Origin of the sequence: Nocardia brasiliensis ATCC 700358, assembly GCF_000250675.2 — a bacterium.
In the GTDB taxonomy this organism is placed as follows: Bacteria; Actinomycetota; Actinomycetes; order Mycobacteriales; family Mycobacteriaceae; genus Nocardia; species Nocardia brasiliensis_B.
Genome location: NC_018681.1, coordinates 3106563 through 3128737, shown reverse-complemented (window position 1 = coordinate 3128737; position 22175 = coordinate 3106563). Strand labels below are relative to the sequence as shown.

Sequence of the window (22175 nt, the reverse complement as noted above, 5' to 3'; positions counted from 1 at the left end):
GCACGCTCCACGCTCACCCGACCGGCTGGGCGGCCGCACGCATGCGCTCGCCACTGACCCACGTGGCATGAAATCCCAACGGCACCCGGACCGGCAGGCCCAGGCGGCACACCGGACCGGCCGCGAGATCGGCGGCGTGGTAGATCCACACCTCCGACAACTGGGTATGGCTGTTGAACGCGAACATCGTCAGCCACGCGTCGTCCTCGTCGACGGCGCCCGCCCGCGGCACCACGGTGAGTTCGCTGCCGAAGAACCCGTCGCCGAACGGCTGGGTCTGCTTGGCGCCGGTGCGCACGTCGTACTTGATGACGGCGTCGAACAGCATGGTGCGGTCCACCGAGAGCCGCATCTGATACGACCATCGGCCGCGCTGACCGGTGCGACTCTGATCGATGGCCGGGAACTCGGTGTTGACGTCGTCCATCGGCTCTTCGACGGTGGCGCCGGTGCGCAGATCGAACCGGTAGCGATGCAGTTTCGCCTCGGGACGCAAGTACGCGAGCAATTGGGCCAGCGGGTTCGTCCGATCGGAGACCGGACTCGGCTTCGACACCCGGCAGACCACCAGGACGATCTGCTCGCCCTCCTCCCACGCGTTGACCGTGTGATAGATGTAGCCCGGCGCGGCCTCGAACCACTGCGCCCGTGCCCCGTCGCCGCGCCGGGGCAGCACCGCGAAGCGGCTCGGCAGCGTGCGATCGAAGAAGAGCTTGAACCGCCCCGCCGCGGCGGCCCGGGGATCGTTGTAGAGCGGCAAATCCATGAGGATCGAATAATTTTCGGTGATCGCCATGTCATGCGGCAGCCGCGGGCCCGGCAGCTCCAGTCCGGTGTAATGGGTGACCAGACCCGAGGGATCGGCGACGCCGTAGCGCAGGTACGGCGCGTGGATGCCGTAGTCGAAGAAGACGAATTCCTCGGTGCGCTCATCGACTTTCGCGTGTGCGGAGACCTCACCGGGCAGCGTGCCGCCGAAGGTGTCGACGCCGCGGGTCTCGAGGCTGATCGGATCCAGCGCATAGGGTTTGCCCGCGCGGTACCAGAGCGAGAGCAGGTTGCCGTGATGGAAGACCACATCGGTGTTGGCGGAGTTGCGTTCCCGGCGATCGCCGGGCGGGTTGTCGTCCCACGGCTCGATCACGCCGCGCCACAACGCCGTTCCCGCCGCCCGCTCGGCCTCGAACTCGTCGGTGCGGATGTAGCGGTTGCGGTAGGTGGCGCTGCCGTGCTCGAAATGCACCGCGTGCAGCATGCCGTCGCCGTCGAACCAGTGGTAGCGGCCGAGCGGCGCGAATTGCGGGTTGGGCCCGTTGCGCACGTAAACGCCGTCGAGGTCGGCCGGGAGTTCGCCGTGCAGGACCGTGAGCTGGGTCGCGGTGATCTCGTCCGCGGTGGGCGCGTATGGCCCTTCCAGGTACGGATTGGTCAGCGCCTGCGCCGCCGGTGCGATGAGTTCTTCGTTCAGCGTCATGAGTCGCCAACCCTTCACTACAGTTATTGAAGTGATACGCGTCTCACGAGCAGGTGTCAAGAGTGGCTGGTGCCGACGTCACGCGAACGGGTCGAGCACCGGCCGCGGCACCGGCTCGAAGCGCACGTCGGTGCGCGCGAGCGTGGCGTCGCAGCCGCGGCAGCGCAGCGCAGGCCGCAGCCGCGCACCGCACCCGCGATGCCGGATCCGCAGGCCCGGTTCGGCCGCGCCGGGATGCGCCGATTCCGACCAGGCGAGCAGGAAGGCGAAGACTGGGAACAACGCCCGGCCACGCGGTGTCAGCCGGTACTCGCGACCGGCCCCGTCCCCGGACCGGCGCAGGATCTCGGCCGCACACAGCCGCGACAAACGCTCGGTCAAGGTGGTCGGCGACATGTTCATGGCCGCACGGAAATCGCCGAACCGTCGCACACCGGCGAGCGCGAGACCGGTCACCGTGGCACTCCACCGGTCCCCGATGGCGACCATCACCTCGTCGAACCGCATATCCGGCCGGTCCGGCAGCGGCGTTCGCCCACGGCGCCGGCCGCTGGAAGTGAAGCGCCACAGCGCATCGTCACCGAGTGTCACCTCGGTGTCGCGCGCAGTCACCGTGTGCCCGCAGCCGCGGCACAGCAATACCGGCGGCCCGCGATGCCCGCACTCGTCGTGCACCAGCTCAGGATGCAGCGCCCCCGCGGCGGTCCATTCGCGCTGCCAGCCCCACACCGCGACCAGGATCTCCCAGGTCGCCAGGCCGAGGTCGGTCAGCAGGTAGTCGAACCGGTCCGGCGCGCCCGGCTGCGGCTCGCGCACGAACACACCGGCGTCGACGAGCGCGCTGAGCCGCGCGGTGAGTACCGCGGGCGCCGCACCGGTGCGTTCGATCCACTGGTTGAAACGGCGGGTGTGGTCGACGAAGGCGTGCCGCAGGACGGTCAGCGTCAAACGGTCGCCGAGCAGGTCGAAGGTGGCCGCCACGGGATGCACGTCGGGGGGTGCCGCGTCGCTCGGGTCCACAGCCATCCGCATTCACCCTTCCCGGTCGCTAGTGCACTTCGTTAACTGTAGTTGATACGCTCCGGGCTCAGGGAATGACGACCGACTCCAGCTCGAGTTCGATCGCCAAGCGCGCGAGCATGGCCCGGAACTCCTCGGCCGGATACTGCGCGCTCTCGGTGACCAGACCGCGCACGCTGCCGGTACCCGCGGTGGTGAGCGGGCGGATGCGATCCACCACGCCCTCGATCGGGTCGAACAGGCGCAGTTCGGGCCGTGCACGCTCGAAATAGTCGCGCAACCACGGCAGGTGCGTGCTGGACAGAGTGATCGCCTCGATCCCGGGATGCGCGGCGAGCAACTCGTCCATGAATGCGCCGATCACCGCGGCGGTGTGCGCACGCCGGAACAGGAAATCGCCGCTCTCCACCAACTCGACCAGCGCCGACGCGTTCACCGCATGCACCCGGGACAATGCCGAACCCGCTTCCGCGCGAAGGAATTCCGCCAGCTCGATGCTCTGCACCAGCGAACGCACGCCCAGCACCGCGACCTCATCGCCCACCGCCAACGCCTCGCGCACCGGCGGGCGCACACCGAAGATCGGCACCGGGCTGCGCAGCTCGTCGAGGATGGTCACCGAGGGCGCGTTGGAGGCCAGCAGGATGGCGCTCGGGTCGTAGGTGCCGAGGAAGCGCACCGCCCGGTCGACCACCGCGAGCAGCTCCGCCCGGTCCTTCGCGCCGTAGGGGAAGCTGGCCCGGTCGGCGAGGTAGACGATGTCGCGGTCGGGCAGCCGCTGATGCAGCAGAGCCACCGCCGAATAGCTGCCGAGCCCGGCGTCGAAGACGGCGATCGGCCTGTGCAGTGCGGTCATGCGCCGATCATGCCCGGTGCCGGGTCGTGCGCCGCGCCCGGCCGATGCGGCGAGACTCACCGTGCGGCGCGCGGGGGCGGCTGAGAGACTCGCCGAGTGACCGATTCTCGTGATGTGGATACGAAACGGCTGGCCGCGGCCTCGCTCGCGCAGGACGACCCGACGGGCTGGTTCGAGCAGCTGTACGTCGCGGCTGCGGACGGCGCCGCGATCGTGCCGTGGGACGCGGCGGACCCGAACGCGCTGCTGGTCGACTGGCTGGAGCGGCACGAGCGGGCCGACGGCGGGATGCGGGCACTGGTGGTCGGCTGCGGATTGGGCCGCGACGCCGAGCACCTGGCCGGGCTCGGTTTCCGGACCACCGCCTTCGATATCTCCGCCACCGCGATAAAGACCGCGCGCGAACGATTTCCGGCCTCACAGGTGGAGTACACGGTGGCCGACCTGCTGGCGCCGCCCGCCGCGTGGACGGGCGCGTTCGACCTGGTCGTCGAATCGATCACCGTGCAGTCGATGCCGCCGTCGGTGCGCGCCACGGCGACCGCGAACGTCGCCGCCCTCGTGGCGCCCGGCGGTGATCTGCTGGTGATCGCCGGAATCCGAGCCGACGACGAAGAGGTGGACGGACCGCCGTGGCCGCTCACCCGAGCCGAGATCGACGCCTTCGCCGGTGATGACCTGCACTCGGTGAAGGTCGAGCAGGTGGCGCCCGCCGGGCGGCCCGATTTCATCCGCTGGCGCGCCGTGTTCCGGCGCGACTGACGCAGTCCCGCAACGCCAGGCGGGGCGGGCGACCCCGCGGCAGCGACTGACAGAGCGGCCCGCCGCGCCAGGCGGGAGCGGGCGGGCCTCGGCGGCAGGCGGGAGCCGGGCGCCCCTCGGGGACAGGCGGCGACTGACGGAGGAGCCCGCAGCGACAAGCGGCAGGCGGGGTGGCCCGCGGCGACAACCGGCAGGCGGGGTGGCCCGCAGCGACGACAACCGGCAGGCGGGGTGGCCCGCAGCGACGGCAGGCGGCAGGCGGCAGGCGGCAAGGCGGCAAGGCGGCAAGGCGGCACAATGGTGCGGTGACGGCGAACGGCGCGGCACCGGGGCGGGTCTGGTACGCGGCCTACGGGTCGAATATGCACCTGAGCAGGCTGCGTTGCTATCTGCGCGGCGGCACGCCGGCGGGTGGGCTGCGGGCCGTGCCGGGGTGCCGGGACGCTGCCGAGCCGGCGCGTTCGATGCCGATCATGCTGCCCGGGCTGCTGTACTTCGCCACCGAATCGCTGGTGTGGACGGGTGGGCGCGCCTTCTACGACCCGGACGGGCCGGGCGAGACCGCGGCCCGCGCCTATCTGCTCACCGCCGCCCAGTTCTCCGATATCGCCGCCCAGGAGATGTACCGGCCGCCCGGCACCGACCTGGATCTGACCACCGCGATCCGCTGCGGCCGGGATCCACTGGGCCCGGGTCGGTATGAAACCCTTTCGTACGCAGGAGAATTCGATGGTCACCCGATCCTCACCTGCACCGCACCGTGGCGGCACGACACGCTCCCCGGCAACGCGCCCTCGCCGACCTACCTGCGCCACCTCGCCGCCGGTTTGATCGAGGCGCACGGGTGGTCGGTCGAAGCCGCCGCGACCTATCTCGCCACCCGCCCCGGCGCAGATCTGGCTTGGACGCCTCGATCACTCGCCGACCTGCTCGGTCAGGAGGTTTGAAACCACTGGCGCACAGCATGATTCAGCGCATGCCTTGCGGAGCACGCGACGAGATGCCATCCTCGTCCCCATGATCTTCGATGGAAAGGGCGTGCTGCGCCCGGGCCGATGAGCCCCCGCGAGGCCACCTTCGTGGCCCACGCGCTATCACTCGCCGCACTGCACGGACCCGGCCCCTGGCCGGACGACGGACATCCGCTACCAGACGAAAAACCCCGCGGTTCGCACGGATTCGCCATGCCGAGTGTGGTCTTCGACGGCGTGGTGACGCACCATCTCGTCGCCGAAGCGCCACCGGTCGCCGAGCTGGCCGATCGGATTCTCGGCCATCTGCACGATTCGACCCGGCTACTGGAATTGCTCGCCGAGGAACAGGCCGTCCGGGTGGCCGACGAACTGGTGCAGGAGCTGCGTTCCCGCGATATCTCCCGCGAAAAGCTGCGCACGGCAGCACGATTGGTCACCGAACAGGCCACCCGCCGCGAGGTGGCGAAACTGGGCATCGTGCTGCTCGGCGTCAGCGGCGACGAACGCGACGCCGAACTGCTCCAGCTCCTCGGCACGCTGGAGGAGTTCGCACTCTTCGCCGTCGTCGCCCTCATGAACACCCAGCCCGACCCGCACCGTGCGGTTTTCGCTCTCGCGCAACGACTTTCCGGCTGGGGCCGGATCCACGCGGTGGAACGCCTGGCCGGCTGCCGCGACCCCGAGGTACAGGCCTGGCTGCTGCGCGAGGGCTTCCGCAACGACGTGATGAACGAGTACCTCGCACACCTGGCCGCCACCACCGGCGGCCTCTACGAGGCGTTGCTCGAACCCGAGGTCGACGATGCCCTGCTCGACGGCGCGGCGGACATCCTGCGCGCCCTCGCGCTCGGCGGACCGGCCAAGGACATCCACGACTACGACGATGCCGTACCGGCCATGCACCGTTTCGCCGAACTCCTCGCCGACGCCGAACCCACCATCGACCGGCTGGATGCGGCCCTCATGCTCGACGACCTGGTGCGCCGTGGCGAATTCGATTGGCCCGCAGACGAACCCGGACGCCTCGCGGCGCGCTATGCGGCGTTGCTGGCGCAGCCGCGGTGGCGCGAGCTCGTCACGGATCTGCTGATCACGGCCCAGCCGCCGGGCACGTTCCGGACCGCGCTCTCCTGTGCGGGACGGCTCGGAATGGCGGCGCTGCCGTACGCCATCGCCCATCTGCGTGCCCACCGCGACAACGTCTTCGTCTGGCAGTGGGCCATGCGCCGGGCCGGGGACGACACCATCGACACGATGATCGAACTCGCCGAGGACGTCTTGCCTCTTGCCGAGCTGGCGTCTGGACCGACCGAAGCCGTAGGACTCACCGCGGAGTACGAAACGGATCTGGCGCTGGAGATCGTCGTCCGGGAGCTGCGCGACCGCCCCGGCAAGGGCCCGCACCTGGTCTCGACCGCCCTGGCCAACCGCGTGAGCCGCTGCCGCCGCGCCGCGCTGGTCACCCTGCGATCCTGGCCGCCGCACGCTCGCCCGGCCGACGCCGCGAGCTGGATAGCCGCGGCCGCCGCCCGCGAACCCGATGCCCGGCTCCGGCATGACCTGCTGGATTTCCGCGCGACCGCGGCGACGCCCGGGGTCGGATAACCGGCGTCCGGACGCCCTGCGCGGCGGTTACGCTCTGGACGTGCTGTTTGTTCGGGTGCTCGGCCCGATCGTGGTCGAGGTGGACGGCCGGGTCGTGGACGTGGGTGGCCGGGTGCCGCGGCGATTCTTCGCGGCGCTGGCGACCACCATCGGCACACCGGTCTCCGACGACGTGCTAGCCGAGCTGGTGTGGGGCGCCGACCAGCCGCAGCAGGCCGTCGCGACGATGCGGGTGCTCGCCTCCCGGCTGCGCACGGTGCTCGGCCCCGGGCATCGAGAGTGCCTACCGCGCACGGCATTCGGCTATCAACTCGCGATGCGACCGGAGTGGACCGACCTCAGCCGGTTCACCGAGCTGATCGCCAACGGCATGCGCCTGCTCGCCACCACGGACGCCGACGGCGCGGCGCGCTGCTTCGCCGCGGCGCTCGAGCTGTGGCGCGGCCTGCCCTGGCTCGAATTGGATGACGCGCCGGTACTTTCGGCCGAGCGGGCGCGGCTGACCGAGCTGCGCGACGGCGCGGTCGAGGAGCTACAAGCGGCGCGTCTGGCCGGCGGGCAGACGGCCGCGGCGGTGGCCGACCTCGTCGAGGCGGTCACCGCCGCCCCCTTCCGGGAGCGGCGCTGGGAATTGCTCGCGCTGGGCCTGTATCGCAGTGGCCGCCAAGCACAGGCACTGGCCGAATTGCGCCGGGTCCGGGAATTGCTGATCGAGGAACTCGGCGTCGAGCCGGGACCGGCGCTGCGCGCGTTGGAGCGCCGCATGCTCGACCAGGACCCGGGGCTGCTGCTCGCGACGCCACCGCAGCCGCCCGCGGTGCAGGCCAGCGCCCCGGAGCGGCCGGTGCGCCAGGTGATCGGGCGGCCGCTCTCGTCGTTCGTCGGACGGCAGGACGAGATGCGGCGAACCGGTGCGCTGGTCGCCGCCGGACGGCTGGTCAGCGTGGTCGGCGCGGCCGGGATCGGCAAGACGCGACTGGCCGTAGAGTATTGCGCCGCAACGGATTCCACCACGGATCGCTGGCTGGTGCGACTCGGCGACGTGCACGATCCGGACGCCGTGGTGCTCGCCGTCGCCACCGCGCTCGGCCTGGTCCATCTCGCCGGTGATCCCGCCGCGCTGGTGCGCCGGGCACTGACCTTGCAACCCGGCCTGCTCGTACTCGACAACTGCGAGCACCTGATCGAGCCGGTGGCCGCGCTGACCATCCAGTTGCTCGACAGCTGTCCCGGACTGCGGGGGCTGGCGACCAGCAGGCAGTCGCTCGGCATCGACGGCGAACAGGTGCTGACGCTCGAACCGCTGGCGATCCGGGCCGCGGACGGCACGGACGGTCCCGCGGTGCGCCTGCTGCTCGACCGGGTACGGGCCGCGCGACCCGATTGGTCGCCCGGCGACGCCGATCTGGCGGCCGCCCGCGAGATCTGCACGACGGTCGACGGTCTGCCCCTGGCGATCGAGCTGGCCGCCGCCCGGGAACGCACTCTGGGGTTGCACGGCATCGCCGCCCATATCCACGACCGGCTGGACGTGCTGGGTGCGACCCCGCGCGGATCGCTCTCGCGGCATACCGGCCTGGAGGCCGCGATCGGCTGGAGTGTCGACCATCTGTCGGCCGCCGATCGGGCAATGCTGTTGCGGCTGTGGCCTTTCGAGGGCGGGTTCACGTGGCAGGCCGCCGAGGCCGTACGTCCGGACCGCACCGAGGCGGGTGTGCTCGCCACCCTTGCCGCGCTGCTCGACCGCTCGGTCGTCACCGCCGATCTCGGCCCCGGCGGACCGCGCTACCGGCTGCTGGAGACCATGCGCCGCTACTGCCGGGATCACGATCCCGATCCGGCGGCCACCCGGGAGGCGCACGCCGCGTGGGTGCGCGAGTTCGTCGCCGCACAGACCGCGGTACTGACCGGGCACGGGGCGGGCCCGGCCTATCGCGCGCTGGCCGCGGAGTTGCCCAATATCCGAGCCGGTATCGAGCACGACCTCGCGCGAGATCCGGTGGCGGCCTTGCGGACCACGGCCGCGTTGCAGTTCGCCTGGAGCTCGCTCGGTCTGCTGGTGGACGGCCGCAACCTCATCCGGAAATCGCTCGCCGCCGCCACCGACGCGACCTCGGCGGACCGGGTGCGCGGCTTGCTCGCGCTGTCGATCGTGTCCTTCCACGCGGGCGATCCCCGCGACGCGCTGGCCAACGCCGACGCGGCCGCGGCCCTGCTCGACGCGGAGGGCGGCGAGCGGGAGTTGGTGCTGCACATGCTGATGTTCCGGGGACTCGCGCAGACCGCGCTCGACGACCTGGCGGCGACCAGGGCCACCATGGACCGGCTGACCGCCGAGGTGGACCGCCTGCCGACACCGGATTGGATCCGCGGGTGCGCGCAGTTCGGCGAAGGGATCGTGCTGCTGCTGGAAGGCAAGCACAGCGCGGGCATCGGCTGGTTGCGGGCCGCGCGGGAGCTCAGCGCCGAATGCGGTCACCTGTGGTGCCAGGGCATGGCCGATGTGGTGCTGGCCTGGACGGTGCTGGCCGCCGCCGACGATGCCGACGCGGCCGCGGAGGCGATCGCCGCCATCGACCGGGCGCTGGCCGCGTTCACCGAGCAATCGAATATCGCCGACGCCCTGGGCGCCGTCCATGCCGGGGCGCACGGCTTGCGGGTGCTGGCCTCACCCCAGGTCGCGGTGCAGCTGCGGGCCGCGGCGCTGCATCATTCGGCGCGGGTCGGCGCCGATCCGCGCCGCTATCTGCAATTCGCCGATCCCGGCTTGCTGGAGCGTATGGATCGCTCGCTGTCCGCGGCGGAGCTGCGCCGCGCCGAGGCGGCGGGCAGGCAGTTGACGTGGGCGCAGATGATGGCGCTGATCCACACCGCCGACACGGTGAAGCGGGGTTGAAACGCCTCGGCGTGACAGTGGCGGCAGCGGCCGGCACACAGGTCGCTCCAGCCATCGCGACCAAGGGACGCAACCATGCCATCGACCAACCTCGACCTCATCGCGCAGGTGTATCAGGCCTTCGAAACCCGGGATTTCGGCGTCATCGCGCGCCTGTTCGATCCCGACATCGAGATCAACCAGGCCGCGGAACTGCCCTGGGGCGGCTGCTACCGCGGGCACACCGGCGCGGTGCGGTTCTTCACCAGGCTGCTCTCGCACATCGACAGCACGGTGCTCTCCGAGCAGCTGTTCGCGGCCGGACCCGACGTCGTCCAGATCGGCCGCACCACCGGGACGACGATGCCGGGCGGCGCCCCCTTCGACATCCCGGAGGTACACATCTGGCATCTGCGCAACGGCCTGGTCGTCGGCTACGACGCCTACCTCGACACCCCGGCCATGCTGACGGCGCTGGAGGCGCGGCGATGAAAACCTATGACCTGACCGCGGAGACGACGATCGACCGGCCCGCCGCGCACGTCTGGGAGATCGTCGCCGACTATGCCAACGACAGCGCGTGGCGCACCGGCGTGGTGGCGATGAGCGCAGAGCCGCCCGGACTCGCCGTGCCGGGCACCCGCACCGCCGAGGAACTCCGGTTCGCGGGCCGGACCTGGCGCAATCTCGGCGAGGTCGGCACGGTCGAGCCGGGGGTCCGCTTGACCTGGCGGACCGTTTCCGGCGCCGACGCGGCAGGGGCGCGCACGGTGTGCGCGACGGCACCCGGCCGTTGCCTGGTTCGCCTCGAGCTGCGCCTCACCCCGCACGGGCTCGAGCGAGCCGTCGGCCCGCTGCTCGCGTATATGCTGCGGCGCAACCTGATTCGCGATCTCGCGGCGCTCCGTGCGTTGGCGGAGCCGGGTCACGTATGACCATGCCGGGTATCGGTTGGGGCGCGGAAACCCGCAGGTGCTTCCGTGCGGCGACGGCGGGGTTAGCCTGAGATCGGTCGGATCACGTCTAGGAGCATCATGGTCGTGCCGAGCGAGACAGGCGGGCGACGTGCGGTCGCCGATCGGGATTGGCTGTCGGCGCTCATCGCGCGGGCGCAGCGGCGGGGCGGGATCATCCGGGTCCGGCTGCCGATGCCGGGACGTGCCTGGCTGGTCGCCGACGGGGCACTCATCGATCGGGTATTGCGTACCGGCGCGGGCGAATTCGACAAGGGCGGGCCGATCTACCGGATCATCCGCAAGGCCACCGGGAACGAGGGTTTGTTCGCGGTGGACGATCCGCGGATCTGGCGGGAATTGCGGGAACAGACGAATCCCGCGTTCACGACCGCCAATCTGGTGCCGCTGGCGGACGAGAGCGTCCGGCGGCTGATCGAGCGGGCCGACGGCTGGCCGCCGGGACGAAGCGTCGCGGTGTTCGACGAGTTCAAGCTGTTCAACGTGGAATTGCTGGCGCTGCACCTGCTCGGGCAGACGGTCGACTGCGCCGAGGTGGTGCGGCTGGCCCAGCCGATCTTCGACAGCCAGCGCAAACAGTGGTTCCGGCTCGGCGGCGGCAGCTACCGGCGGGCCATCGCGGCGCTGGACGCGCAGGTGCACGCCATCATCGAGCGACGGCGAGCGCGCACCGAACCCGGCAACGATCTGCTCGGGCACCTGCTCCAGGCGCGGCCGGCGCTCTCCGATCAACGCATCCGCGATCAGGTGGTCAGTCATCTGATGGCCGGGTTCGACAGCACCGCGTGCGCGCAGGCGTGGGCCTGCGTGCGACTCGCCGACGAGCCCGTCCGACGGGCCGCACTGCGGGCCGAGCTCGCCGCGACGCTCGGCACGCGCCCACCCACCGCCGCCGATCTCCCCCGATTGCCTTTGCTCACCGCCTTTTTCGACGAGGTGGTGGCTCAGCGTCCGTCGTTCCCGCTCATCTTCCGCCACGTCGCCGTCGGCACCGTGCTGGGCGGCAGGCAGCTGCGTCCCGGTGACCAGTTGTTCCTCGCCCTCGGCCCCAGCGGCCACCCCTTCGGCGTCGGCAAACGAAAATGCGTCGGCGAGCCGCTGGCCCGGCTCACCGGCATCCTCGCCCTCGCCGTCCTCGTCCAGCGCTTCCCGCACTGGCGCCGCGTCCACCCGCACAGCAGCCGGGTCCGCTACGCCACCACCGGCCCGCCCCGAGACAGCGATATCCACTTCACGCGGTGAACACCGCACGACCACTTGCCGTTACGACGTTTCCGGGGTGGGCGTGGATTCCTAGTGAGTCGCCTCCTGGACGACCTCGATGTCGAGTGCCAGTTGGACGGTGGTGCCGACCGCGGCGATGCCCGCCCGCACCACCGCGTTGTAGTCGATCGCGAAATCGTTGCGGTGCAAGAGGGTTTCGGCGTGGAAGGCGGCGCGGACACCGCCCCACGGATCGGGGCCGAAACCACCGTAGGTGAGGTCGAGATCCACCGAGCGGCGCTGACCGTGCAGGGACAGTTCACCGGCCATGACCCAGGTGTCGGGACCGGTGCGGCGCAGTGCGCCGCTGGTGAAGGTGATCGTCGGATACGTTGCGGTATCGAGGAATTCGGCCGAGCGCAGGTGTTCGTCGCGCTGCGTGATACCGGTGTCGATGGACGCGGCCTCGATCTCGGCATGGCCGGTGGTCTGCTCGAACGGCTCCGCGACGACGAGCCGGCCGCGTACCCCGCCGAAACGCGCCTTGATGCTGGCGATGCCGAGGTGGCGGGCGGTGGCGATCACGGTGGAGTGCACCGGATCGATCGTCCACACCCCGGGCGGCGGCACCGCGACGTTGCCCACAGTCGGTTGCAGCGCGACATCACCGAGCCGCCCCGCACCCGCGGCGGAGATCTGCGCGGTGCGCGCGACCGGCTGGTAGCCGACAGCGGTCAGCACCGCGGTCAGCGTGCCCGGGGGCAGCGGCTCGGTCGCCACCGCCCCGGTCGCGTCGGCCACCGCGCGCGCGACCTGCCGCCCGCTCAGATCCGTCACGGTCAGGACGGCATCCGGCACCGGCCAGCCTTCAGTGGTGCGGATCCGCGCGGTCAAACCGGTCCCGGCGCTCATCGCTGTTCCGGCGAATCATCGAGCTGATAGCCGAGTTTCACGTCGTGGTTCACCTCGCCGCCCGCGACGGTGACCTGGCTGGTGACCGGCGGATAGCCGCGCGCGACGATGGTGTACCGGCCCTCCGGCAGATCGGTGACGACGTAGCGGCCGTTCTCGTCGGTGCGCGCCGTCGCGGTCAGGTCGCCGGTCGCGTCCAGCACGCTGATCTGCGCGTCCGGCACCACCCGGCCGTCCTCGGCCCACGCGGCCCCGGCCAGCACCGCCATCGGCGCCAATTCGATGTCGTGGCGCAGCAATCCGGTGTCGGGCACGGTGAGCGTGGTGGCGCTCGGCCGCATGTGCTCGGCGACCGCGACCAAGGTGTAGGTGCCCGAGACGATTCCGTGGCATACGTAGGCGCCGTCGGCCGCGGTCACCGCCGCACCGACCACCTCGCCGCCGAGGTCGGTCAGCGTGATGGTGGCGCCGGGCAGCGGCGTGCCGCGACCGGCCGAACGCACCACGCCGGACAGTTCACCGGAACCGAGCAGCGTGAGATCGATGTCCTGCGGCTGTTGCCCGACCGACACGGTGATGGCCGCCGGTTGATGGCCGGGCGCCGAGACGATCAGCACGAAGCTGCCGCCCTCCGGCGCACCGATCACGTAGCGGCCGTTGGCGTCTCCACCCGCCCGCGACACCTGATGCCCGCGCTGATCGATCAGCGTCAACGCCGCGCCGGGCACCGGGTGCCCGTCTTCGCGGCGGACGTATCCGGCGATCGACCGTTCCCCGGGCGCGCCGTAGCCGTCTGCGGCGGCCAGCACGGTGGTCGCCGAACCCGCTGTCGCCGAGGCGAACTGGTATGCGCCGTTGCCGTTGCGCTCCGGTGAGGCATGGCTGCCCACCGCACCGGCGAGCACCGGTTCGGGCTCGGACAGCGCCTGCGCGGCGCCTTCCCACACCTGGTCCTCGTCCCAGCTCGACGCCGCGTCCCGCGGGGTCTCCTTCGGCGCGACCGGCACCGGATCATCTTGCAGCGGAATCTCTTTCATGAACATCAGCACGAAGCAGGCGAGCAGTGCCACACCGGCGGCGACCAGGAACACCCCGTGCATGGCGTCGGTGAAGCCGGTCAGGATCGGCACCCGCAGGTCGTCGGGCAGTGCCGCGATACCGCTGGTGTTGCTCTGCATGGCGCTGAGTTGGTCGGGGCCGAACCCGGGCGGCAGCTGACCGCCGAACGCGTCGATGATCCGGTGCGGCAACAGGTTGAACAGGATGGTGAGGAACACCGCGACGCCGAGGGTGCCGCCCATCTGCCGGAAGAATGTCGCCGAGGCGGTGGACACGCCCATGTCCGATCGCGGTCCGGCGTTCTGCGCCGCGATGATCAGCGTCTGCATACAGCCGCCGAGACCGAGCCCGATCACCCCGCCGTACACCAGCGGCTGCCACAGTGGGCTGTCGAAGTGCACCTGCCCGTACAGCGCCGAACCGACCGCGATGATGAAACATCCTGCGACGGGCAGGATCTTGTAGCGCCCGGTGCGCTTGGTGATCCGGCCCGCGAGCTGCGAGCCGACCGTGATGCCGAGCACCAGCGGCAGCATGAGCAGACCCGCCTTGGTCGGTGAGAAGCCGCGCACCACCTGGAAGTACTGCGGCACCATGGTGATCGCGCCGAACATGGCGATGCCGACGATGAAGCCGCCCGCGATGGTCACACTGAAGGTGGAACTCCGGAACAGCCGCAGCGGAATCAACGCCGCGTCCTTCATCATCAGTTCGACGAGCAGGAACAGCAACAGCCCGACAGCGCCGATGCCGTAGCAGATCAACGCTTTCTGCGAGTCCCAGCCCCACTGCCTGCCCTGCTCGGCGACGATCAGCAGCGGCACCACACAGATCGCCAGGGCGATCGCGCCGAACCAGTCGATCCGGTGGTCCTGGCGCTGATGCGGCACGTTCAGCACCTTCGCCACCACCGCGAGCGCGAGCACGCCGACCGGCACGTTCACCAGGAACACCCAGCGCCAGCCGTCGATGCCGGCGAGCGTCTCGTAGTCGGAGAAGAAGCCGCCCAGGACCGGCCCCAGCACGGTGGCGGTACCGAACACCATCATGAAGTAGCCCTGGTAGCGCACCCGCTCCCGGGTGGGCACGATATCGCCGATGATGGTGAACGCCAACGACATCAGGCCGCCGGCACCGAGTCCTTGGAACGCGCGGAAGCCGGCCAGCTGATACATCGAGGTGGCGAAGGTGCACGCGATCGAGCCGATGATGAACAGGCCGATCGCGAAGAGATAGAACGGCTTACGGCCGTAGATATCGGCCAGCTTGCCGTACAGCGGCGTGGTGATCGTCGCGGTGATCAGGTATGCGGTTGTGGCCCATGCCTGTTCGTCGAAGCCGTGCAGATCGTTGGCGATCTTCACGATCGCGACGCTCACGATGTTCTGGTCGAGCGCGGACAGGAACATGCCGAGCATCAGCCCGGACAGGATGGTCAGGATCTGCCGGTGCGACAGTGTGGTCGCCGCGCCGGCTGCCAGGCCCGGCGGCGCTGCCTGGGTGGTGGAGTTCGTCATTTGCGCCCTAATTCTGGTCGGCTGTCTCTCGGGGGGTCGACTCGATGCCTTCGTTGAGCCGGGCGAGCAGATCGGTCAGGGTGGTCCGGTCCCCGGCAGGCCAGTCGGCCAAAATGCCTGCCAGCCAAAGGTTGCGCTGCTGACGGTTCACCTCGAACACCCGCACCCCCTCGTCGGTGGCCGCAAGCACACAGGCGCGGCCGTCGATCGGGTCGGCCCGGCGCTCGACCAAGCCATGTGCCACAAGCGATCTGCTCTGTCTACTGATGGTGGAGATCTCTGCGTGCAACAGTTCGGCGAGCTTACCGGTGCGCTGCGGCCCCTCGTGCACGAGGCAGAACAGCACCGAGTAGGCCAGCCGCTCGATCCCGTCCGGACCGGGTTGGGCCATCCGCGCTTTGGCACGGGTGATCGCTCGCATGAACCGAACCAGTTCGACCCCGACCTGATCGGCGATCTCGAGTTCGGCCGCGGTGACACGGTGGTGTCCGTCGGCAGCGGGCATGGGCTTCACCTTTGATCCCAGCAGACTTACTTGACTGTTGCAACTAGTTGCTATTGCAAACTATACAGCTGGACCGCAACCGGTTTTCCGCGGGGGGACACCCCGTGCTGGCCGTAGTGCAAAGGCATACGCGCCGGGACGGTAACGTTGACGCGTTGCGCGGTACAGGGCCGAAAGGCGTGCCGCCGACGCTGGGCTACGCCGCGTTCGTCGTTCGCGACAACCGTGCAGTAAACGCGGATTTGGAAGGAGACCGGTGTCGATGCTCTCGGGGCAGAGCGGGCAGATAGGCCTTCTCGGCAGTAGCGACGGCAAGGACCGCGATGCGACTCCTGTTTCACAGCGCCTACCCGATCGTGGCGTCTGGAATTGGCCGGAACTCTCGGTGTTGCTGATCGAGGACGATCAAGCCGACGCGCTGCTGGTCGAAGAACTGATCGCGGACGGCGCACCGGGGCTTCCGGTGCGCTGGGTGCGCTCGGCCGCCGAGGCGCGCACGCAACTGGCCGCCGAACTCCCCGACTGCGTACTGCTCGATCTGCACCTGCCGGACGCGCAGGGGCTCGAAGCACTTGCCGCGGTACGCGAGTACACCGATCAGGTCGCCGTGATCGTGCTCACCGGACTCGACCAGGAACAGATCGGCTTGGCCGCGGTCGCGGCGGGCGCCCAGGACTATCTGGTCAAGGGCCGGGTCGAACCCGAATTGTTCAGCCGGGCAGTGCGTTACGCGATTCAACGTAAGCAAGCCGAGCGCCAGGCGGCCGCGCTGCGCACCAGTCAGATGCGGGCACAGGAGAATTCGCGCCTCGAACGTGGGCTGCTGCCGACCCCGCTGCTGCGCGGCGACCGCGTGGTCGACGTCGTGGCGCGCTATCGGCCCGGCCGGGCCAACGCGCTGCTCGGCGGCGACTTCTACGACGTGGTGCAGCAGAGCGACGGCACCGTGCACGCCCTGATCGGCGATGTCGCGGGCCACGGCCCGGACGAGGCCGCGACCGGGGTGGCGCTGCGGCTGGCCTGGCGCACACTCGTGCTCAGCGACGTGTCCGGGGTCCGGCAGTTGCAGCTCCTGGAGGAACTGCTGCTGGCCGAGCGCACCGGTAACCACACGTTCGCGACGCTGACCAGCCTGATCCTGCGTCCGGCCGACCGCAGTGTGCTGGTCACCCGGGCCGGGCACCCCGGCATGTTGCTGCGCGCCGACACGCGCGTCGAGTGGGTCGAGGTGCCCGGCGGCCCCGCGCTCGGTTTCTTTCCCGGGCGCGCCGATTGGCGCACCCACGAACTCACCCTCCCGCTCGGCTGTGGTCTGATGCTGTTCACCGACGGCCTGTTCGAGGGGTACAACGGCGCGGGTTCGGATCGCCTCGGCGAGGAGGGCCTGCTCGAATTGGCGCGCACGGTGACCGCCCCGGAACCCGACGTGTTCGTCGACGAGTTGATCGGCCGCGCCGAGGCCCTGGCGGAGGCGCACGGCGGCCTCGAAGACGACGTGGCGGTCATGTATCTGCAATGGAATCACCGAGACACGAACCAGGACAATCGATGACGACAACCGCTCGATCTCTGGCCGGGCGACTGACGGTACAGGGTTGGTTCCTCGTGGTGCTGGCGCTGATGGTGCTGCTGGTCATCATCGGCACCGGGGTGGGCGCCACCCAGCTCTCCAAAACCAACCACTACTCCGATCGGCTGGTCGATCGGATACAGCCCGCCGCAGCGGAGACCTTCCGCCTGCAAGGGGCGCTGTTGAACCAGGAGACCGGCATCCGCGGCTACGCCATCGGCGCCGATCCGCAGTTCCTCACGCCGTACTTCGACGGCAAACAGGAGGAGGCGAAGGCCGCGACCCGCATCCGCGACCTGCTCGCCGATCGCCCGAACTTGCTGGCCGACCTCGACGCGGTCGAACAGGCTGCCGACGAGTGGCGCACCGACTACGCCGAGCCGCTGATCACCGGCGTCGCGGCGCGCGGCTCCACCGCGGTCGACGAGGTTCCGGCGCAGCGCGGCAAGGAGGCGTTCGACGAACTCCGCCAGCGCTTCGCCACCCAGTCCGCCGACCTCGACACCGAAATCGAGCGCAACGACGACGAGTTGGCAACCGCGCGGCGCGTGCGTGACACGGCGCTCGGCGGCATGGTGGCCGCCTTCCTGGTGGCGGCGGTGGTGCTGACGGTCCTGGTGCGCAGGCTGGTGGCCAAGCCGCTGGACGAACTGGAAGCCGCCTCGCAGCGGGTGGCCGACGGCGATTTCGACCATCACATCAGCGCACACGGTCCGGCCGACCTGACCACCGTGGCGGCGGCGGTAGAGGCCATGCGCCGCCGGGTCGTCGCCGAACTCGAATCCTCGCGCGACCAGGAGGCCGTACTGGAACGGCAGGCCGCCGAACTCGACGCACAGACCGCCGAACTACGCCGCTCGAACGCGGAGCTGGAGCAGTTCGCCTACGTCGCGTCGCACGATCTGCAGGAACCGCTGCGCAAGGTCGCCGCGTTCTGTCAACTGCTGGAGAAGCGCTACGGCGACCAACTCGACGAGCGCGCAGGGCAATACATCGCCTACGCGGTGGACGGCGCCAAGCGGATGCAGGTGCTGATCAACGATCTGCTCACCTTCTCCCGCGTCGGCCGGGTGATCGACAGCAACGTGCAGATCGATCTCGATCAGACGATGGACAAGGCGCTGGCCAATCTGTCGGCTGCCGCCGAGGACACCGACCTGAAGCTGGAACGCCCCGCCGAACTGCCCAAGATCACCGGCGATCCGACGCTGCTGACCATGCTGTGGCAGAACCTGATCGGCAACGCGATCAAGTTCCGCGACGCCGAGCGCGCACCCGTCGTCCGGATCGACTGCGAGCCGGACGAGGATGCCGGCGAATGGCGATTCTCGGTGTCCGACAACGGAATCGGCATCGCGCCGGAGTTCGCGGAGAAGGTCTTCGTGATCTTCCAGCGGTTGCACAGCCGGGAGGAGTACACCGGCACCGGCATCGGCCTCGCGCTGTGCAAGAAGATCGTCGAACATCACGGCGGCAAGATCTGGCTCGACACCGAGTACACCGGCGGCACCCGCTTCGTCTTCACCCTCAGCGCCCCCACGGCGCCGACCTCGCAAGGAGATCCCTCTTGACCATCCCAGGCCAGCCCATCGACATCCTGCTCATCGAGGATGATCCCGGCGACGAACTGATGACCAGGGAGGCGTTCGAGGACAACAAGATCGGCAACACCCTGCACGTCGCCCACGACGGGCAAGAGGCGCTCGACTTCCTCTACCGGCAGGGCGAATACGGGGACGCGCCGCTGCCGGACCTGATCCTGCTCGACCTGAATCTGCCCAAATACGATGGCCGCCAGGTGCTGGAGCGGATCAAGGCGGATCCGGATCTCGCGCACATCCCGGTGGTGGTGCTGACCACCTCCGCGGCCGAGGAAGACATTCTGCGCAGCTACAAGCTGCACGCCAACGCCTATGTGACCAAACCGGTCGATCTCGACCAGTTCGTGGCCGCGATCAAACACATCGACGATTTCTTCGTCCAGGTGGTCCGGCTGCCCCGGCAGTCCTGAGCCGAATTCGAGGTCGCGCCGACCGGGCGGTCGGCGCGACCTCGATGTTCCGGTGCCGCGCCGCGGCTAGGCGGCCAAGGCGTCGTCGACGGTGTTGAACACGCTGAGCAGCTTGTCCAGGCCGGTGACCTCGATCGGACGGCGCACCGGCGGCGAGGCCACCACCCGCAGCTTGCCCTGCGGCACCGACTCCGCAGCCACCAGCAGCACGCTAAGCCCGGCGGAGCCGAAGAACTCCACCTGGGACAGATCGATCACGAGCGCCGCGGGCTGTTCCCGCAGCGCCTCGTCCACCACCGCCTGGAATCGCGGCGCCGAGGCCATGTCGATCTCGCCGGTGATGGAGAGCACTCTGGTCGAATCCACCGACCGCGCTACCGCTTCCAGTTCCCTGGCTTTACCGTCCGCACTCATCGGGCACCCGCGCGCACGCGAAAACCGCCGAGCACTGTTTCCACCCGGCTCGAATCCGAGCTCGCTACACCAAACCGGTTGCCTGGCATCGCCACTTCGCTACCTCCGACGCGTCGACCCTCCGCCCGCCGAGCACGGTGCGGAGATGATCCATCGGGTAAAACTACCGTAGGACGGACCCGATCGCCGCGCCCGGCTCGAATGCGGCGAGGCAGCCGGGGCAATCGATCAGCGCACGCGGGCGGGACGGCGATCCTCGGCGAAGTCGATCTCCAATGTCACCGGGATGATCTCCACTTCGAGCGCCTCGCGCAGCCGGGTGACGGCGTGCCCGAGAATTCTGCGCCGCAGTTCGGCGATGTCGGCGCTGGGCTCCGCGGTCACCACCAGATGCAGCTCAGGCGCGGTGCGGTCACCGGAGAGCCAGGCCGAGGCGGAGCGCACGCCCGCGTAGCTCTCGACGTCGGCGGCCACCGGTGCGGCCGCGACGGAGGATTCGAGCACGGTGGTGCCGGGCCATTCGGTGCCGCCGGTGCGCCAGGTGACCGACTTGGGCAGCCGGAACACCTGCGCCAGCAGCCAGCGCAGGCACAGCAATCCGATCAGCACGGCGGCCGCGACGGCGGCCCACAGCACCCAGGTCGGCGGGGCCTCGGTGCCGGGCACCAGGGTTTCGTCCGCGCGGACCCAGCCCAACCGGCCGAAGTGCGCGGCGACGGCGAGCCCGCCCGCCGCCAGCAACAGCACCCCGACCAGCCCGAGCACGCTGCGATTCAGCGTGGCGGGACGATTGATCCGGCTCATCAGGCCGCTCCTGTCTTCGGTCCCCGCACTTTGGCCCGCACCCGGCGCACCGGTTGCGGCCCGATCTCCTGCACCCGGCGGGTGAGCGTGGCGCAGATCGCCGCGGGCAGCGCGTCGGTGCCGGTCCGATCGGTTCGGGCGGACACCTGTACGCCCTTGCGCCGCAACCGGATCCGGGCCGAGTCGACGCCGTCCACGGCGCCCGCGGCGCTGCGCAGCGCGGTGCGCAGGCCGCCGCGGGTCACGCCCGCGCTGAGCCCGTCCTCGTCGGCGAGCGGCAGCACCGCGGGCCGTCCCGGCCACAACGCCAGGCCGAGCAGCACGAAGCCGAGCACCGCCGCCGCGACACCGGCGACCAGCACCGGCAGTTCGTTCCAGGTCAGGCCGTGCAGATCGGTCGCGACGGTGTCGTAGGAAACGAATTCCCTTGCGCCGACCAGACGTTGGATCAGCGAGACGGCCACGGCCGCGCACCCGGCGATCAGCACCACCGCGACCACGATGGCCGGTCCCACCCGACGAGGCCTGCGAATCACCGAACCCTCCTTCCCGCACCGGTTTCGGTGGTCAGCTCGGCCACCTCGATATCGATCGCGGACACCGCGAGCCCGGTCAACTCGTGGGTCCGCCGGGCCAGATGGCCGCGACAGGCCTCGGTCACCTTGCCCACCGGCGCGGGATAGGCGATCGGCAGCCGGACGTCGAGCGCGGTCCGATCCGCGAACACTTCCGCCTCGACCCGCACGTCCTGCCCTACCCCGGCCACCTCACTGGCGGCCTGCGCGACGATCCGGCGCACCGCGCGAGGCGCGACGGTGGTGCGGCCGGGCAACTCCGCCTCCGCCGCACCGACCGCGAGGGTCATCGCCTGCCCTTGCGCTGTGCCGACTGCAACAGCCCCGGCAGGTCGAGTTCACCGTCGAGCCAGCGGCCGATCAGCAGGCCGAGCACGGCGAACAGCAGGACGATGGTGAACGCGCCGAATCCGCCGAAGGCGCCCGCGAATCCGAGCGCCAGACCGACCGCGAGGCAGATCGCTGTGGCATTCATCTACTGCACCCGGCTGCTCGGCGCGGGTTCCTCGTCGTCGCCCGGGATGAACACGTCGTTGACGTTGATGTTCACCTCGACCACGATCAGCCCGGTCATCTGTTCGATCGCGGTGATCACGTTGCGCCGCACCGCCCGCGCCAATTCCGCGATGGCCACCCCGTATTCGACGACGAGCTCCAGATCGACGGCCGCCTGCGTCTCGCCGACCTCCACCGAGACGCCCTGGCCGATACTGGCCGACGCGCCGGGGATCCGGTCGCGGATCGCGCCGAACGCGCGGGCGGCGCCACCGCCGAGATCGTGCACGCCGCGCACCTCACGCGCGGCCAGGCCCGCGACCTTCTGCACCACGATATCGGCGATGGTGGTGGTGCCCTGGTCGCTGGCGAGCTTGCTGTCCTTGTCTACTGCGGCGGAGGTCCGGCTCGGCTGGTTCTTGGTGTCCGCGGCCGTCTTGCTCTCGGTGTTCTTGTCGGTGGTCGTCGTCGCGGTCATGGCAATTCCTCCTGATTTCCCTTGGGGTACAGCGGATTCGCTTGCTATGGATGGACACCTGTGCGGTCCGATCGTCACGGGTGCGCTGCTGT

22 protein-coding genes are annotated in these 22175 nt (G+C 70.0%); 10 read left to right on the top strand and 12 right to left on the bottom strand.

Features of this window, described 5'->3' with window-relative positions:
- Positions 1–13: 13 nt before the first annotated feature.
- The 3 genes from O3I_RS14190 to O3I_RS14180 all read right to left on the bottom strand — a co-directional run bounded on the left by O3I_RS14190 (position 14) and on the right by O3I_RS14180 (position 3350).
- Positions 14–1474: a carotenoid oxygenase family protein gene (locus O3I_RS14190; RefSeq protein ID WP_014983618.1), complete on the bottom strand. Its 1461-nt coding sequence runs from the start codon at positions 1472–1474 to the stop codon at positions 14–16.
- A 78-nt stretch (positions 1475–1552) separates the two neighbouring features.
- Positions 1553–2500, bottom strand: a complete 948-nt coding sequence (locus O3I_RS14185) for a winged helix-turn-helix transcriptional regulator (RefSeq protein ID WP_051066603.1) — start codon at positions 2498–2500, stop codon at positions 1553–1555.
- Positions 2501–2561: 61 nt separating this feature from the next.
- The gene (locus O3I_RS14180; RefSeq protein WP_014983616.1) at positions 2562–3350 is read right to left on the bottom strand and encodes a glutamate racemase; all 789 of its coding nucleotides are present in this window, start codon (positions 3348–3350) and stop codon (positions 2562–2564) included.
- Positions 3351–3446: 96 nt separating this feature from the next.
- On the opposite strand from O3I_RS14180, the gene O3I_RS14175 reads away from it, so the two are divergent.
- The 7 genes from O3I_RS14175 to O3I_RS14145 all read left to right on the top strand — a co-directional run bounded on the left by O3I_RS14175 (position 3447) and on the right by O3I_RS14145 (position 11782).
- Entirely contained in the window at positions 3447–4112 is a 666-nt protein-coding gene (locus O3I_RS14175; RefSeq protein ID WP_041562608.1) for a class I SAM-dependent methyltransferase, read from the top strand.
- Between the two features lie 305 nt (positions 4113–4417).
- On the top strand, positions 4418–5059 hold the full coding sequence (locus tag O3I_RS14170; protein ID WP_014983614.1) for a hypothetical protein: 642 nt from the start codon (positions 4418–4420) through the stop codon (positions 5057–5059).
- 237 nt (positions 5060–5296) lie between these two features.
- Positions 5297–6691, top strand: coding sequence for a hypothetical protein (locus O3I_RS14165; protein WP_063632322.1), 1395 nt, complete (start codon positions 5297–5299; stop codon positions 6689–6691).
- Positions 6692–6731: 40 nt separating this feature from the next.
- Positions 6732–9587 (top strand): ATP-binding protein, encoded by a 2856-nt coding sequence (locus O3I_RS14160; protein ID WP_141692303.1) that lies wholly within the window; start codon positions 6732–6734, stop codon positions 9585–9587.
- Positions 9588–9662: 75 nt separating this feature from the next.
- Positions 9663–10058 (top strand): nuclear transport factor 2 family protein, encoded by a 396-nt coding sequence (locus O3I_RS14155; RefSeq protein ID WP_014983611.1) that lies wholly within the window; start codon positions 9663–9665, stop codon positions 10056–10058.
- Complete coding sequence (locus O3I_RS14150) at positions 10055–10501, top strand: SRPBCC family protein (protein WP_014983610.1); 447 nt, start codon at positions 10055–10057, stop codon at positions 10499–10501. The genes O3I_RS14155 and O3I_RS14150 overlap by 4 nt, the downstream gene beginning before the upstream one ends.
- A gap of 105 nt (positions 10502–10606) precedes the next feature.
- Positions 10607–11782, top strand: coding sequence for a cytochrome P450 (locus O3I_RS14145; protein WP_167829139.1), 1176 nt, complete (start codon positions 10607–10609; stop codon positions 11780–11782).
- Between the two features lie 51 nt (positions 11783–11833).
- On the opposite strand, the gene O3I_RS14140 is transcribed toward O3I_RS14145, so the two are convergent.
- Genes O3I_RS14140 through O3I_RS14130 form a run of 3 tightly spaced genes read right to left on the bottom strand, consistent with a single transcriptional unit; the run spans position 11834 to position 15736 of the window.
- Positions 11834–12655, bottom strand: a complete 822-nt coding sequence (locus tag O3I_RS14140; RefSeq protein ID WP_014983608.1) for a YceI family protein — start codon at positions 12653–12655, stop codon at positions 11834–11836.
- A complete protein-coding gene (locus tag O3I_RS14135) occupies positions 12652–15231 on the bottom strand; it encodes an MFS transporter (protein ID WP_014983607.1) in 2580 nt (859 codons plus the stop codon). Before O3I_RS14135 ends, O3I_RS14140 begins: the two co-directional genes overlap by 4 nt.
- A gap of 7 nt (positions 15232–15238) precedes the next feature.
- Positions 15239–15736 (bottom strand): MarR family winged helix-turn-helix transcriptional regulator, encoded by a 498-nt coding sequence (locus tag O3I_RS14130; RefSeq protein WP_014983606.1) that lies wholly within the window; start codon positions 15734–15736, stop codon positions 15239–15241.
- Positions 15737–15998: 262 nt separating this feature from the next.
- Between O3I_RS14130 and O3I_RS14125 the strand changes: the two genes are divergently transcribed.
- The 3 genes from O3I_RS14125 to O3I_RS14115 are packed head-to-tail and all read left to right on the top strand — an operon-like array spanning position 15999 to position 19317.
- On the top strand, positions 15999–17288 hold the full coding sequence (locus O3I_RS14125; RefSeq protein ID WP_081593983.1) for a fused response regulator/phosphatase: 1290 nt from the start codon (positions 15999–16001) through the stop codon (positions 17286–17288).
- The gene (locus tag O3I_RS14120; protein ID WP_041562607.1) at positions 17285–18877 is read left to right on the top strand and encodes a sensor histidine kinase; all 1593 of its coding nucleotides are present in this window, start codon (positions 17285–17287) and stop codon (positions 18875–18877) included. Before O3I_RS14125 ends, O3I_RS14120 begins: the two co-directional genes overlap by 4 nt.
- Entirely contained in the window at positions 18874–19317 is a 444-nt protein-coding gene (locus tag O3I_RS14115) for a response regulator (protein ID WP_014983603.1), read from the top strand. Before O3I_RS14120 ends, O3I_RS14115 begins: the two co-directional genes overlap by 4 nt.
- 66 nt (positions 19318–19383) lie before the next feature.
- On the opposite strand, the gene O3I_RS14110 is transcribed toward O3I_RS14115, so the two are convergent.
- The 6 genes from O3I_RS14110 to O3I_RS14085 form a co-directional block, all read right to left on the bottom strand.
- Positions 19384–19731 (bottom strand): STAS domain-containing protein, encoded by a 348-nt coding sequence (locus O3I_RS14110; protein ID WP_014983602.1) that lies wholly within the window; start codon positions 19729–19731, stop codon positions 19384–19386.
- Positions 19732–19959: 228 nt separating this feature from the next.
- Positions 19960–20535: a hypothetical protein gene (locus tag O3I_RS14105; RefSeq protein WP_014983601.1), complete on the bottom strand. Its 576-nt coding sequence runs from the start codon at positions 20533–20535 to the stop codon at positions 19960–19962.
- Complete coding sequence (locus tag O3I_RS14100; RefSeq protein ID WP_041562606.1) at positions 20535–21071, bottom strand: DUF6286 domain-containing protein; 537 nt, start codon at positions 21069–21071, stop codon at positions 20535–20537. Before O3I_RS14100 ends, O3I_RS14105 begins: the two co-directional genes overlap by 1 nt.
- A complete protein-coding gene (locus O3I_RS14095) occupies positions 21068–21400 on the bottom strand; it encodes an Asp23/Gls24 family envelope stress response protein (RefSeq protein ID WP_014983599.1) in 333 nt (110 codons plus the stop codon). The genes O3I_RS14100 and O3I_RS14095 overlap by 4 nt, the downstream gene beginning before the upstream one ends.
- Positions 21397–21585 (bottom strand): hypothetical protein, encoded by a 189-nt coding sequence (locus tag O3I_RS14090; protein WP_014983598.1) that lies wholly within the window; start codon positions 21583–21585, stop codon positions 21397–21399. The genes O3I_RS14095 and O3I_RS14090 overlap by 4 nt, the downstream gene beginning before the upstream one ends.
- Positions 21586–22083, bottom strand: coding sequence for an Asp23/Gls24 family envelope stress response protein (locus tag O3I_RS14085; RefSeq protein WP_014983597.1), 498 nt, complete (start codon positions 22081–22083; stop codon positions 21586–21588).
- Positions 22084–22175 lie beyond the last annotated feature (92 nt).